At 57.1% G+C, this 14,036-nt stretch carries 13 protein-coding genes; 5 read left to right on the plus strand and 8 right to left on the minus strand.

The features are described from left to right. Positions 1 to 94 precede the first annotated feature (94 nt). Complete coding sequence (locus tag ACR0A1_RS16715; RefSeq protein ID WP_480751795.1) at positions 95 to 895, plus strand: phosphotransferase family protein; 801 nt, start codon at positions 95 to 97, stop codon at positions 893 to 895. On the opposite strand, the gene ACR0A1_RS16720 is transcribed toward ACR0A1_RS16715, so the two are convergent. The 5 genes from ACR0A1_RS16720 to ACR0A1_RS16740 form a co-directional block, all read right to left on the minus strand. Beyond that, complete coding sequence (locus tag ACR0A1_RS16720) at positions 890 to 2,191, minus strand: NAD(P)/FAD-dependent oxidoreductase (protein ID WP_480868435.1); 1,302 nt, start codon at positions 2,189 to 2,191, stop codon at positions 890 to 892. The genes ACR0A1_RS16715 and ACR0A1_RS16720 overlap by 6 nt on opposite strands. After that, positions 2,188 to 3,006: an ABC transporter permease gene (locus ACR0A1_RS16725; protein WP_170398984.1), complete on the minus strand. Its 819-nt coding sequence runs from the start codon at positions 3,004 to 3,006 to the stop codon at positions 2,188 to 2,190. Before ACR0A1_RS16725 ends, ACR0A1_RS16720 begins: the two co-directional genes overlap by 4 nt. Next, positions 3,003 to 3,893 (minus strand): ABC transporter permease subunit, encoded by an 891-nt coding sequence (locus ACR0A1_RS16730; RefSeq protein WP_480868438.1) that lies wholly within the window; start codon positions 3,891 to 3,893, stop codon positions 3,003 to 3,005. Before ACR0A1_RS16730 ends, ACR0A1_RS16725 begins: the two co-directional genes overlap by 4 nt. Continuing rightward, positions 3,893 to 5,020 (minus strand): ABC transporter ATP-binding protein, encoded by a 1,128-nt coding sequence (locus ACR0A1_RS16735; protein WP_480868439.1) that lies wholly within the window; start codon positions 5,018 to 5,020, stop codon positions 3,893 to 3,895. Before ACR0A1_RS16735 ends, ACR0A1_RS16730 begins: the two co-directional genes overlap by 1 nt. Before the next feature lie 70 nt (positions 5,021 to 5,090). Beyond that, a complete protein-coding gene (locus ACR0A1_RS16740) occupies positions 5,091 to 6,176 on the minus strand; it encodes a polyamine ABC transporter substrate-binding protein (RefSeq protein WP_170508945.1) in 1,086 nt (361 codons plus the stop codon). A 140-nt stretch (positions 6,177 to 6,316) separates the two neighbouring features. Here ACR0A1_RS16740 and ACR0A1_RS16745 point away from each other — a divergent pair, with 140 nt between their 5' ends. Together ACR0A1_RS16745 and ACR0A1_RS16750 are read left to right on the plus strand one after the other, a co-directional pair. Next, the gene (locus ACR0A1_RS16745) at positions 6,317 to 7,000 is read left to right on the plus strand and encodes a GntR family transcriptional regulator (protein ID WP_170406782.1); all 684 of its coding nucleotides are present in this window, start codon (positions 6,317 to 6,319) and stop codon (positions 6,998 to 7,000) included. A gap of 75 nt (positions 7,001 to 7,075) precedes the next feature. After that, the gene (locus tag ACR0A1_RS16750; RefSeq protein ID WP_170611349.1) at positions 7,076 to 8,473 is read left to right on the plus strand and encodes an aspartate aminotransferase family protein; all 1,398 of its coding nucleotides are present in this window, start codon (positions 7,076 to 7,078) and stop codon (positions 8,471 to 8,473) included. Positions 8,474 to 8,513: 40 nt separating this feature from the next. Here ACR0A1_RS16750 and ACR0A1_RS16755 read toward each other — a convergent pair whose 3' ends face one another. Continuing rightward, the gene (locus tag ACR0A1_RS16755; RefSeq protein ID WP_480562284.1) at positions 8,514 to 9,830 is read right to left on the minus strand and encodes a lytic murein transglycosylase; all 1,317 of its coding nucleotides are present in this window, start codon (positions 9,828 to 9,830) and stop codon (positions 8,514 to 8,516) included. A 70-nt stretch (positions 9,831 to 9,900) separates the two neighbouring features. Beyond that, positions 9,901 to 10,608 (minus strand): helix-turn-helix transcriptional regulator, encoded by a 708-nt coding sequence (locus ACR0A1_RS16760; RefSeq protein WP_170625762.1) that lies wholly within the window; start codon positions 10,606 to 10,608, stop codon positions 9,901 to 9,903. Between the two features lie 82 nt (positions 10,609 to 10,690). Between ACR0A1_RS16760 and ACR0A1_RS16765 the strand changes: the two genes are divergently transcribed. Together ACR0A1_RS16765 and ACR0A1_RS16770 are read left to right on the plus strand one after the other, a co-directional pair. Next, on the plus strand, positions 10,691 to 11,389 hold the full coding sequence (locus ACR0A1_RS16765) for a glutathione S-transferase family protein (protein WP_480562283.1): 699 nt from the start codon (positions 10,691 to 10,693) through the stop codon (positions 11,387 to 11,389). Next, positions 11,386 to 11,772 carry a DUF1801 domain-containing protein gene (locus tag ACR0A1_RS16770; protein ID WP_170406797.1) on the plus strand — a complete coding sequence of 129 codons (387 nt, stop codon included), beginning with the start codon at positions 11,386 to 11,388 and terminating at the stop codon, positions 11,770 to 11,772. Before ACR0A1_RS16765 ends, ACR0A1_RS16770 begins: the two co-directional genes overlap by 4 nt. Here ACR0A1_RS16770 and rnr read toward each other — a convergent pair. Further along, a complete protein-coding gene (gene rnr, locus ACR0A1_RS16775) occupies positions 11,763 to 14,021 on the minus strand; it encodes a ribonuclease R (RefSeq protein ID WP_480868443.1) in 2,259 nt (752 codons plus the stop codon). The two genes, ACR0A1_RS16770 and rnr, sit on opposite strands and share 10 nt — an antisense overlap. Between the last annotated feature and the right edge of the window lie 15 nt (positions 14,022 to 14,036).

Below are 14,036 nucleotides of genomic sequence, written 5' to 3' on the forward strand. Positions count from 1 at the left end.
GGTGCATCGCGACTCGCCCCCTAAACCGGTATCTCTCCTGTCTGATCATCACCAACCTCCCCCGGGTCTTGTTGCCCAGCTCAGCACCCAAGGTTTGATCCGCCACGACGTGACCTTCGAGGTGTTGTACGGTGGGCGGACCAATCATGTCTGGAAGGTTTTGTCCGGCAATAGTGATGCCGTTCTGAAGTTATACAGCACCGGGTTTCAGAACCCCTTGTTTCGCAACGATGCCCGGCTTGAGTCAGAATGTCTGCGCACGCTCAACAGCTTTGGCTTCGTGCCCAATTTACGTGCCACGGGTTCCTTTGGAGACGATAGCTGGGTCTACTATGACCACGCACCGGGCGTCCCTTGGCAGGACGATGTTTCGGGCGTGGCCCATCTGCTCGGAAGGTTGCACCAAATTCCGGTCAATCTGGACCTCCCTAACGGCTGCAATGGCAGCGAAGATCTGGAACAGCACGCGTGTCAAATTCTGGCTGATTGCCACGCGGAAGAGCGGCGATCGTTGCTTGCAAAAAAACCTCAGGCCCAAGTACCGCCATTATCCGCGCGGTGCTTGATCCATGGCGATCCGGTCGCGGGAAACATCCTGCAATCGAAAAATGGGCTGACGCTGATCGATTGGCAATGCCCGGCCTTCGGTGACCCATGTGAAGACTTGGCGATATTCCTTTCACCTGCGATGCAGCAACTCTATCGTGGCGCGCCCTTGTCCGAGGCCGAAGAGACGCTGTTTCTTAAGGCCTACGACCAACCCGATATCACCGAACGCTATCTGTCATTGAGGCCTTGGTTTGCCTGGCGCATGGCCGCTTATTGTCTTTGGCGGGCCGAAAACGGTGCGGCTGATTATGCCATTGGGTATGAGTTGGAAGTTGAGGCCTTATAGGTCCGCCAGACCCAGATACGCATAGGCTGGCGGCATGACAGCGCGACGCCAACGGCCAAAGGGAAACCGCCCCGGCGCACCCGCAATAGGGGACGGAATGTCTGCGGATTGCCCCAGCACCAGTCGCGCCAAAGCACGTCCACAATAGGTTCCCATCGCCACACCATTGCCGTGGTAAGCAAACCCTGCATACATCCCCGGATGCTCAGGAACCGGGCCCACAAAGGGCACAAGGTTCCGGGCAAGGCAAACCATGCCGGACCACTTATGTGTGACATCGACCGTGTCCCAGGCGGGGAACATCCGCCTGAAATCCCCGAAGGCCTTTTGCCGAATGCGCGCCTCAGCCCCAGGGGATGAAAGCAGCCCCCCTCGTGTCCCAAACAGAAATCGTCGATTGGGCATCAATCGGAAATAGTGCAGCAAATTACGCGTGTCATAGGCCATCTGATCCGACGTCCAGCCTTGCGCCTGCAGCTCGACATCAGTCAGAGGCCGCGTCACAAGAACCGTTGACTGTGCAGGCATATAACGCGCGGCCAACCAGGGCGGCAAATCCTCGCTTGAGTAGCCATTTGTGCACACCAGAACGTTCGAAGCACGAACGTGACCCGCAGGCGAGGTCAGCACGAATCCCGAGGTGGCCTGTTTGATCTGCGTGATCGGGCTGTTCTGGAACAGAGTTGCGCCCTTTGCCTGGGCAGCGCCTGCCAAGCCGAACAGATACTTTCGGGGGTTCAGGGCAAAACCAATCGGAGTTGTATAGCCGCCGAAAAACGCACCGCCCAACCCAAGGCTCCTCAGTTCGCCGATTTCGTGCAATTTTCCGACCGGATCGGCCGACCGGCGCAATCGTTCCATCGCGCGCCGTGAATGGGCCAGTTGAGTTTCACCCTTGGAATGCGTTTCGGCGTCGATTTGGTTATCACGCAGAAGGTCAGCAACCAATAAAACGGCGTCTTCTTCCGCTTGGTAATAGGCCTGCGTTGCCACCTGACCATAGCGACGGGTCAGACCAGCCTTGCTGAGCTTTGACCCGCCCAGACAACAAAAGCCCCCGTTTCGACCGGACGCCCCCCAGCCCGGTGTTTCCGCCTCGAACACAGCGACCGAAACCCCTGCCTCGGACAGATGCAATGCGGCGGACAAGCCGGTAAACCCGCCCCCGATGACGGCGACATCAACGCTGATATCGTCTTCGAGCTTTGGCCAAGCAGGGGTCGCGATCGTCTCATCCCACCAACACCCCGCGCGTGGCGCGGGGCCGTAGGCATAATCAGGAAATATACGCCTCATTCAGCGCTTGCCGCGGCCAACTCATCCTGTTTCTGCCTAACCATCGCCCGCTTGGTCACCAGGGACGCGGTAATAACGCCCACCGTGACAACCGCGATCATTAATGTTGACAGCGCATTGATCTCGGGACTGACGCCCAAACGCACAGCCGAGAAAATCTTGATCGGCAAGGTGGTGGCAGAAGGCCCGGATGTAAACGAAGCAATCACTAGGTCATCCAGCGACAGGGTGAAAGCCAGCAGCCATCCTGAAATCACCGCCGGAGCGATGATCGGCAGGGTGACCAAGCGAAACGCCTGCGCAGGAGAGCAGCCCAGGTCCAGTGCGGCCTCTTCCAACGACCGATCAAAGGTCACAAGACGCGAGGATACGACGACCGAGACAAAACACATCGAAAACGTCGTGTGCGCCAGAACGATGGTCAAGATCCCCCGGTCCAATCCGATGCCAATGAACAACAACAGCAGCGACAGACCCGTGATCACTTCGGGCATCACGAGCGGGGCATAGATCATCCCGGAAAACAGTGTTCGCCCAAAGAACCGCCCACCGCGTACCAGAACATAGGCCGCTGCGGTGCCCAGAATCGTGGCCAGCGTTGATGAGAATACGGCAACGCGCAGCGTGACCCAGGCTGCATCAAGAAAGGCTTCGTTCTGCATCAACTCGCCGTACCATTTGGTCGAGAACCCGGCCCAAACGGTGACAAGCTTGCTTTCGTTGAAGCTGAAGATGATCAGGATGATCATCGGGATATACAGAAAGGCAAATCCCAGCGTCAGTGAGACAGTATTGAACCAGCTCAGCCTGTTCATTGTTCTGCCTCCGTCTGCTTTTGCTGGTTGCGCTGGAACAGCACAATCGGGATCACGAGGATGAGCAACAGAACCACGGCCACCGCGCTGGCGACGGGCCAATCGCGGTTCGAGAAGAACTCTTCCCACAGCACCTTACCGATCATCAAGGTCCCCGATCCGCCCAGTAGCGAGGGGATTACGAATTCCCCAATCACCGGAATCATCACGAGGAAGCAGCCCGCGATAATACCGGGGCGCGACAAGGGGATTGTGATCAACCAGAATGCCTGCAGACGCGAACACCCAAGGTCTTCAGCGGCTTCGATCAGCGACCCGTCCATCCGTTCAAGCGACGAATAAATCGGCAGGATCATAAAAGGTAGGTAGGTATAAACGATACCGATATAAACTGCGGTATTCGTGTTCAGAATGGTCAGCGGCGCTGAGATGATGCCTGTCCAAAGCAAGAGCTGGTTCAGATAGCCTTCGTTGCTGAGGATACCCATCCATGCGTAAACCCGGATCAGGAACGAAGTCCAGAACGGCAGGATGACCAGCATCATGAATGTAGGTCGCCACTCTTCAGGTGCGCGCGCCATCGCATATGCGATCGGATACCCGACAATCAGCGTCAACACCGTTGAGATCAGCGCGATCTTTACGCTGGACAGATAGGCCTTCCAATAAAGATCATCTTCAGTCAGCCAGACAAAGTTTTCCAGATCAAGCTGACTGAAGAAAACCCTGATACCCGCCCAACCTGCGGACAGGTCCAGCGTCGGAGTGTAGGGCGGAATGGCAAGTGCGGTGTCTGAAAGCGATATCTTTAGGACGATAAAGAACGGCACCAAGAACAGTGCCAGCAACCAGACATACGGGACAGCGATAAGAACAGCGCGGCGCATCAGTTTTCCAGCAGAACTGCGGCAGTCGCTGTCCAGGACAGCCAAACCGGGTCTTCCCAGGTGAACGAGCGGCGCGAGATGCGGCGGGTATTCGCTGTTTGCGCTTTGATAATCGTGCCGTTTGGCAGTTCGACATGATAGGTCGACAAGTTGCCCAGATAGGCGATGTCATGCACCTTGCCTTGAATGGCGTTGATCGCATCGACCGGGCGCTCGGCAGATATCGCGACCTTTTCAGGCCGGATCGCCAGATGACAGCTCTGACGATTGGACAGTTGGGTCGCGGAAGACGCCGCTAACGGGGGTTGCCCTTCTGCCCACTCGATCTGATAGCTTTCGTCGCCTGCTGCGGTAGCGCGTCCCTCAATGATATTCACATCCCCAATGAAATCAGCAACATAAACCGAGTTTGGCGTCTCATAGATGCGATCTGGAGTTGCCACTTGCATCAGTTTGCCCTGATCCATCACGGCCACTCGGCTGGCAACGGTCATCGCCTCTTCCTGATCGTGCGTCACGATGACAAAGGTCGTGCCGGTTTTTTCCTGAATGTCCATCAACTCGAACTGAGTATCCTGACGGAGTTTCTTATCCAAAGCGCCCAAAGGTTCGTCGAGCAATAGCAGTTTTGGTGCTTTGGCCAATGACCGGGCCAGCGCAACGCGTTGGCGTTGACCACCCGAGATCTGGTGCGGCTTGCGGCGTGCGAACTGTTCCAGCCGGGTTAGGCGCAGCATCTCATCGACCCGCTCTTCCAGATCACGTTTGGGCATGTTGTCCCGGCGCAGGCCAAAGGCGATGTTGTCCCAGATGCTGAGATGAGGAAACAGCGCATACGACTGAAACATCATGTTTACCGCCCGTTTGTTGGGCGGGATCGGGTCGATATCCTGTCCACCCAGAAGGATGTGACCATCGGTAGGGGTTTCGAATCCGGCCAGCATCCGCATCATCGTGGTCTTGCCGCAGCCCGACGGGCCGAGCAGCGCAAAGAACTCACGCTCGTAGATATCCAATGAAAGATTGTCGATTGCGGTGAATGCGCCAAAACGCTTGGTGACGTTCTGGAACTGGATCAAGGGTTTCGCCTGCGGGTCATCCCACGGCGCAAAGACTTCAGAATTCAAGGCGGCCCCCGTTTATCGGTCAGGATAAAAATGGCGCAAGGCAGTGGGCCCGCCTTGCGCTATGATCAGATCAGGTGCCTGATTTCACTTTGGTCCAGAGACGTGTCACCACCCGCTGGGTCTTTGCCGGATAAGGTGTGGTGATGTAGAGGTTCTGCATGGTCGCATCATCCGGATAGATCGCCGGATCACCGATCACGTCCTCTTCAAGAAACTCCTGCGAGGCCTTGTTGCCGTTGGCGTAGTACACATAGTTCGACGCCGCAGCCATGTTGTTGGCATCCAGGATAAAGTTCAGGAACTGGTGCGCGCCTTCGGGGTTTGGTGCGTCGACCGGAATAGCCATCTGGTCAAACCACATCAGCGAGCCTTCCGCAAAGGGATGGTATTCAATGTCCACGCCGTTATCCGCTTCCGCCGCACGGTCGCGTGCCTGCAAGATGTCGCCCGACCAGCCGACAGCAACGCAGATATCACCATTGGCGAGCGCATTGATGTATTCCGAACTATGGAATTTCTGAACATACGGGCGCACACTGGTCAGAATTTCTTCGGTTTTCCCAATTACATCCGTGTCGTGGCTGTCAGGGTCTTCGCCGATATACTGCAGCACCATCGGAATGATCTCAGACGGTGCGTCGAGGAAATGCACCCCACACGAGGCCAGCTTTTCCATGTTCTCGGGCTTGAGCACCAGATCCATGCTGTTAAGCGCAACATCGTCGCCCAGCACTTCTTTGACCTTGCCGACATTCAACCCGATACCTGTCGTGCCCCACATATAGTTGATCGAGTAGGCGTTGTTGGGGTCATACCCTGCGGTTCGTTCCTGGATCACATCCCATAGGTTGCCTGCATTCGACAGCTTGGCGGCATCCAGTTCCTGGAATGCGCCGGCCTGGATCTGGCGTTGTAGGAACGTGCCTGAAGGCACAACCACATCATAGCCTGACCCACCGGCCAGCATTTTTGTTTCCAGAACCTCGTTGCTGTCGAACACATCGTAGATCAGGGTTAGCCCTGTTTCTTCTTCGAATTTGCTCAGCAGATCTTCGTCGATGTAGTCGGACCAGTTATAGACGCGCACTTCTTCAGCAAACGCGGCCGAAGTCCCCAATGCGACGATCGCTGTCATCCCCAGCGTTTTCAGTTTCATATTTTTCTCCCTGCAACTGTGCGGCCATTTTGACCTTTTTTTGGATTTGATCAAGTTTTGCGTTTCACGACGGTTTCACCTATGGTCGGAATAGGTGAAGATTCTGGCAAGACAGAAACACTTGGATTGGGGCAAACCTTTTGGATTTGATCAAAAATAAAGCAGATACACCTCCGGTAGATGAAGAAAAACGCCCAGCGCACGAACAGGTCTATCGGACACTGAAATCCCAGATTCTGTTTGGCGATCTCGTGCCCGGGCAGCCGGTCACGATCCAGGGCCTGACTGATTCGCTTGGTGTCGGCATGACTCCGGTGCGCGAGGCAATACGCCGTCTGATTTCCGACGGCGCGCTCATTTTTCAGGGCAATCGTCGCGTGAGCGTCCCGCTGCTTTCAGCCAACGACATCGAGCAGATGATTTTTGCAAGAATTTCAATAGAAACAGAGCTTTCCAGGCGATCCACAAAGAACATATCTATAACCGAGATCGACTATCTTGAGCAGCTGGATCAACGATTGGACAATATGATCGCGGATGGAGATGTAGGGGGTTACCTGCGTTTGAACCACGCCTTTCACCAATCTTTGTATTCCCATGCGGACGCTCCGATACTTGTTGATCTAGCCGAACGGCTATGGCTGCGATTCGGCCCTTCGTTGCGCATCGTTTGCGGTCGCTTCGGCACTCAAAGCCTGCCCGACAGACACAAAGACATTATTGCCGCGCTACGTGAGCGAGATGCAGAAAAGGCCGCGTTAGCAACAGCGCAGGACATTGAGCAGGGTATGGGAATGATGGGCGATGCTTTGCCAAGCACCTAGAAACCAGCGATTCGATTGACAGCATAAAATTTGATCATATTCTATCTGGCAACGACGCTTGCTGGAGAATCCGAGATGTCCACCATCACCAATCACATGCCCACTGCCGAATTGCAGGCGCTGGACGCAGCACACCATCTGCATCCTTTTTCAACCAATGAGTCGCTGGCAGACGAAGGTGTCAGGGTCATCACCCGTGCCAAGGGCGTCTATCTGACCGATAGCGAAGGTCATGAAATTCTGGATGGTATGGCCGGATTGTGGTGCGTGAATATCGGATATGGCCGCGATGAACTGGCCGATGCAGCCGCACGTCAAATGCGCGAGCTGCCGTATTATAATACTTTCTTCAAGACGACCCATACGCCCGCCATTGCGCTGGCTGCAAAGCTGGCTGAGCTTGCGCCAGGTGATCTGAACCATGTCTTCTTTGCCGGAAGCGGGTCCGAGGCCAACGACACCAACATCCGTCTAGTGCGCACCTATTGGGCCGAAAAAGGTCAGCCGGACAAGAACATCATCATCAGCCGCAAGAATGCCTATCACGGTTCTTCTGTTGGATCGGCGTCGTTAGGTGGCATGGCAGGAATGCATGCGCAGGGCGGCATTCCAATCCCGAATGTCCACCATATCAACCAGCCGAACTGGTGGGCGGAAGGCGGCGATATGAGCCCCGAGGAATTCGGCCTTGCCCGCGCGCGCGAGCTGGAAGAGGCCATTCAGGAACTGGGCGAAGATCGCGTCGCTGCCTTTATCGCCGAACCTGTGCAGGGCGCAGGCGGCGTGATCATCGCACCCGACACATATTGGCCTGAAATTCAGCGCATCTGCGACAAGTACGATATACTGCTGATCGCGGATGAGGTGATCTGCGGGTTTGGCCGAACCGGCAACTGGTTTGGCTCGCAAACCGTCGGGATCAAACCGCATATCATGACAATCGCCAAGGGCCTTAGCTCAGGCTATGCACCTATTGGCGGATCGATCGTCTGCGACGAAGTCGCCCGTGTCATCAGCGCCACCGAGTTCAACCATGGCTACACCTATTCCGGCCACCCGGTTGCCGCAGCAGTTGCGCTCGAAAATCTGCGCATCCTCGAAGAAGAAAACGTCGTCGATCATGTGCGCAACGTGGCCGCGCCCTATATGAAAAAGAAATGGGACGCATTGGTCGAGCATCCGCTAGTCGGAGAGGCAAAGATCGCAGGCTTGATGGGGTCCATCGCATTAACGCCTGAAAAGGCAAGCCGAGCCAAGTTCGCATCAGATCCCGGCACGATCGGATATATCTGCCGCGAACATTGCTTCAAAAACAATCTGATCATGCGTCATGTGGATGACCGCTTGGTCATCTCTCCGCCGCTGGTCATTACCCCGGCCGAAATCGACGAGATGTTCGTGCGCATTCAAAAATCGTTGGATGATGCGTTGGTTGAAATCAACGAAAAAGGTCTGATGAAGCCTGCGTCCTGATCATTAGATCATGGGCGACCCAAGTGGGCCGCCCTAATTATCAGCGCATCCTTTCCAGCAGGCCGAGCGACGGGTATCCATCCGGGATCAACCCCTGAGCAACCTGAAACGCGCGCACCGCGTTAATCGTATTTGGCCCGGTGCGCCCATCGATCCCTTGTGTATCGAAGCCCGCCTGAGTCAGCCGACGCTGTAGTTCTTTCTTTTCAGTAAAGCTCAATACGCGATCGCCACGCGGCCAATCGGCCTCAAACGGAGAGCCTCCTGCAAGCCGGTCGGACAGATGCCCGATGCCGATCACGTAGGCATCGGCGCCGTTGTAGGCCTCGATCACTTTGAAATTATTGAAGATCATCAGGGCGACACCTCGACCACCAGCCGGTAACAGAATTGCCGCTTGACCGTGATCGGGCACGGCCTTGCCCGAGTAAGCAAGAACCCCACGGGCCGCCCATTCCGACGGCATCATAGTGAAATCTCGCCGCGCGTTGGCGTAGTCAAAGTCGGATGGTAGTTGCACTTCGACCCCCCAAGGTTGGCCTTTGGTCCATCCATGTTTTGCCAAATAAGAAGCGGCTGATGCTAAGGCATCAGTTGGATTATCGGACCAGATCTCGCGACGCCCATCTCCATCGAAATCAACCGCGTAATCAAGAAACGAGGTCGGCATGAACTGTGTATGCCCCATCGCCCCAGCCCAACTGCCAACCATATTCTCAGGGTCGACATCCCCTGCCTGCAGTATCTGCAACGCGGCGATCAGCTGTCCCTCAAAAAAGTTTGCTCGTCGAGCATCAAAGGCCAAAGTCGCCAGCGACCGAATGGTTTGCTTGCTTCCTCGGTAGGTGCCGAACGAAGTCTCAAGACCCCAGATCGCGGTCACGACCTCTTTTTCGACGCCGTACTGGGCTTCGATCCGGGTCAAAGTCTCTCGGTGCTTGTCTAGCCCAGCGCGACCGTTGGATATCCGCGTTTTTGAAACCGCTCCGTCCAGATATTCCCAAATCGGTTTGGAAAACTCCGCCTGATTGCGATCGCGTTTGATGATGTCACTGTCATAGGTCACCCCAGCCAACGCCCGATCCAGCGTATTGACCGAGATGCCCTGCTCTTGCGCCCGCTTGCGAAATGCCCCCAGCCAAGCCTGAAATCGGGCATTCCCGTCTGCCGATACACGTTGCACCTCGACTTTAGGCCGCAGCACGGGCCGTACCGAGACCGTCACGTCCGCCGAGGCCAGTTGCACATTGTCGACCATAGGTCGGGCCAGAGGCTGTATCGAATTTTCTGTTGTATCCGCCTGCACGATGGATGCCCATAATGCGGCGGTCATAACGCCACCTACACACTTACGCATTCCGTTTTATCCTGATTACTGCTCAGAGCCGATGATAGCGCACAATCGGGATTTCTCAAAACGCAGAACGTCAGGTTTCGTGATCCTGTTCCTCACGTTCCGCGCGAATACGGGCAATGGCATCACGCAAAAGCGATACGCGATTGGGTCGAAAGCTATCCTCGGTCACATCCATGCCCTGCATACGATCCAGCCTAAACACTCGGAAATCCTGGCGCAAGTGACACCAGCTGAGCAGTACGCTGGCGCGATCCATATAGACGATGCTCAGCGGATTGACCCGACGACGGGTGTCTGCGCCTTTGGCATCGGTATAGGCGAACTCGATCACGCGTTCGTCCCACGCGGCTTGGCGCAGTTCGGCGACATCGATGGTTGGCACGGCCGGCCTGTCAAATCGCGTGGCGGTCAAAACGGCGTGGCTCAATCGGTGCGACTGGCGCTGCGGCAACCGGCCCTGCAGCTTGCGTAGGGCCGCGCTTGCGGCATCCGACAGCGCCGGGTCTCCGATCAATTGCACCTCGCGCAAGCCCAACACCAGCGCTTCGAGCTCATCATTGGTGAAACCCAACGGCGGTAGGGTGGCATCCTCGATTAGGGTGAACCCGAAACCGGCCTCTCCGTCGATTATCGCCCCGAGGCCACGCAATGCATCGATATCCCGGTGCACTGTGCGCGGCGAAACGCCTAAATCCTGCGCCAATTGAACCGACGTCCTGGGCGAGGGGCCAGATCGTAGGGCCTGCATCAACTGAAAAAGACGGGCGGTGCGGGACATAGTATATTCTACTCTAAGTCTAATGTCAGAATCTGTCATCAGTCCGACGTATCCATCAGGCGTCCCAACTATGGAGCTGATGATGCTGACCCTTCTCACCTTCCCCTCCGCCTTTGGCCTGTTCAGCGCCAGCCCATTCTGTGTGAAAACGGCCCTGATGCTTCAAAACGCGGGCCTGCGCTGGCAACGGTCCGATCTGCTGGACCCACGCAAGATGCCACACCAGAAGCTGCCGGTTCTTCGCACGCCTGAACGTCTGATTCCGGACAGCGACCTGATCCGCGACTGGCTTGAGGCTCAGGGGGCCGATTTCGATGCTGGCCTGACCGACCTGCAAAAAGCCCAGTCCCGCGCACTGGTCCGCATGGCCGAGGAACACCTTTACTTTCATGTCGTGCAGGACCGTTGGGCCAATGATGAGGTTTGGCCAATCCTGCGCGATACATTCTTTACCGTCATTCCCGCACTGATCCGCAAGCCGGTTTCGAATTCGATCCGGAAATCCGTTCTCAAGGGGCTCGCGTTTCAAGGTGTATCCCGCTTTTCGCCCGTCGAACGACAAGACCGGCTGGAGCGCGACTTTGAGGCGATCTCGGCCTATCTTTGGCAATCGCCTTATCTGATGGGAGAGAAACCTACCTCGGCGGACATGAGCGTCGGTCCAATGCTGGCGGCGATGCGCGCGACACCATCAGACACCCCCCTGACCCGTCGGATTAAACAAGATAAGCTGCTCAACAGCTATATCGACCGAATGGAGCAGGCGATCCCGCTATCATGACAGCCTTTGAGGACAAAAAAGTCGCTGCAGCCTATGAGGCGCTACCAGAAGAGACGCGCAATGGGGCACTAGCGCTGCGCGAGTTGATCTTCGAAACTGCGGCCTCGCTGCCACGCGCTCAGCCTCTGGAAGAAGCGTTGCGGTGGGGCCAGCCCGCCTATCTGGCGCCCAAAGGCTCGACGATTCGTTTGGGCGGACACAAGGCGGCCTGCTTTGCGTTGTTTGTACACTGCCAAAGCCGACTGATGGGGGATTTTACTTCCGCCTTTCCTGGTGAGGATCGGATCGACGGCAATCGCGCGATTCTGTTCGACCGGCCCGATCAGATTGATCCTACGCGCCATGGCTGGCTGATTGCGCGCGCGCTTACTTATCACCTCTGACGGCGTTTGCGTTCGACCTTGCGCTTGATCTTGTCCTTCTTGCGTTTGGTGCTGGCGGCCTTGCGCCGCGTTCCGCGCTTGGCGGGGCCACGGCCGCGCGGCAGCGCCTGATCATCGATGGACAACAACTCCAATTCCAATCCGCCCGTCACCGGCGTCGCCTCGGTCAACCGCACCGTGACACGCTGGCCAATGGCGATGATCAGCCCGGTGTCCGAGCCCATCAGCGTCCCGGCCTCTCGGTCGAAATGGAAAAACTCTCGCCCCAGCGAACGCACTGGAACCAGACCGTCCGCTCCGGTCTCGTCCATCTTCACGAAGGCACCGAACCGGGCAATACCGCTGATCCGGCCAGAAAACTCATTGCCGACCCGCTCGCTGAGATAGGCCGCCAGATAGCGATCAGTCGTATCGCGCTCGGCCATCATCGAGCGGCGCTCGGTATCCGAGATATGGGTCGCCGTTTCTTCCAACCGTGCAATCTCATCCTCGGTCAAACCGTCCTTGCCCCAGCCATGGGCTGAGATCAGCGCGCGATGCACGATCAGATCAGCATAGCGCCGGATGGGAGAAGTGAAATGCGCATAGTTCCGCAGAGCCAGCCCAAAATGGCCGAAATTTTCGGGGTTGTAATAGGCCTGCGCCATCGACCGCAGGGTCGTCAGGTTGATCAGCTCTGCATCCTCGGTACCAGCGGCGGCGTTCAGCAGCGCGTTCAGATGTCGGGTCTGCAATACCTGCCCTTTGGCGAGGTTTAATCCCGCCGCCTGCGCCGTCTCTCTCAGGCTTTCCAGCTTTTCGGGCGCGGGCTCTTCGTGGACGCGGAACAGCAGCGGGCGGCGTTTGGTGATCAGGGTCTCGGCAGCGGCGACATTGGCGAGGATCATGAATTCCTCGATCAGCTTATGCGCATCCAGCCGGTCACGGAACGCGACGCTGGTCACCTCACCCGCATCGCTGAGTACGATTTTGCGCTCAGGCAGGTCCAGTTCCAACGGCTGCCGCATGGTACGTGCCTTTTTCAGCGCAGCATACGCGGCATAAAGCGGATTCAGCACCGTATCCAACAGCGGCCCGGCGCGGTCGTTCGGGTTGCCGTCGATCGCCTCCTGCACCTCGTTATAATTCAGCGAGGCGGCAGAGCGCATCAGGCCGCGCACGAACCGGTGGCCGATCTTGTTGCCTTCGGCATCAATCTGCATCCGCACGGCAATACAAGCGCGCGGTACGCCTTCGTGCAGGGAACACAGATCGCCGGACAGGCGATCCGGCAGCATCGGCACTACGCGGTCCGGGAAGTAACTGGAGTTGCCCCGCTTGCGTGCCTCGCGATCCAGCGCCGTACCGGGTTTCACATAGGCGGCGACGTCAGCTATGGCGACCCAGATCACATGGCCACCCGGGTTCTTGGGATCGTCATCGGCATGGGCATAGCAGGCGTCGTCGTGGTCCCGTGCATCCGCAGGATCGATGGTCAGCAAGGGCATATCCCGCAGGTCTTCACGCCCTTTCAGTCCAACGGGTTTGGCCTTGTCGGCTTCTTCGATTACCTTGTCCGGGAAATCGTCGGGAATACCGTGTTGGTGAATGGCAATCAACGAGACAGCCTTGGGCGCGGTCGGATCGCCGAGCCGTTCAACAATACGCGCACGCGGCAGACCCATGCGGTTCTTGGGTCCGGCCTGTTCGGCCTCAACCAACTCACCATCCTTGGCCCCCAGAACGGCCCCGTCCGCGACCAGCCATTCTGTCTGACCAGCCTTGTCGATGGGCACGATCCGCCCGCCTTCGGCCCCTTTGCGGAAAATGCCGACGATCTTGCGCGGGTTGGTGCCGATGCGGCGGATCAAGCGGGCTTCGTAATTGTGATCTTCCTCATGCACCACGGTCAGGCGGGCCAGAATGCGGTCACCCTCACCCAGCGCCGGATCGCTGGCACGCGTTACGAGCAGAACGATGGGCTCGACCCCCTCTCCGTGCCATTCCAACGGGCGCGCAAACAGGTCGCCATCTACGTTCGGGGCCTTCACCTGCAACACGCTGACCGGCGGCAGACGATCCGGATCGCGATAGCTGCGGTTGCGTTTTTCCAGATGGCCGTCGGCCTCAAGTTCTTTCAGGATACGCTTCAGATCGATCCGATCCGCGCCCTTGATGCCAAAAGCCTTGGCGATATCACGTTTCGAGGTCAGGGTAGGGTTCGCCGAGATCCAGTCGAGGACCTCTTGCTTGGTCGGAATGCGTGTCATGAGTTTGGCCTAGCA

This window comes from Ruegeria sp. D6 (genome assembly GCF_056534365.1).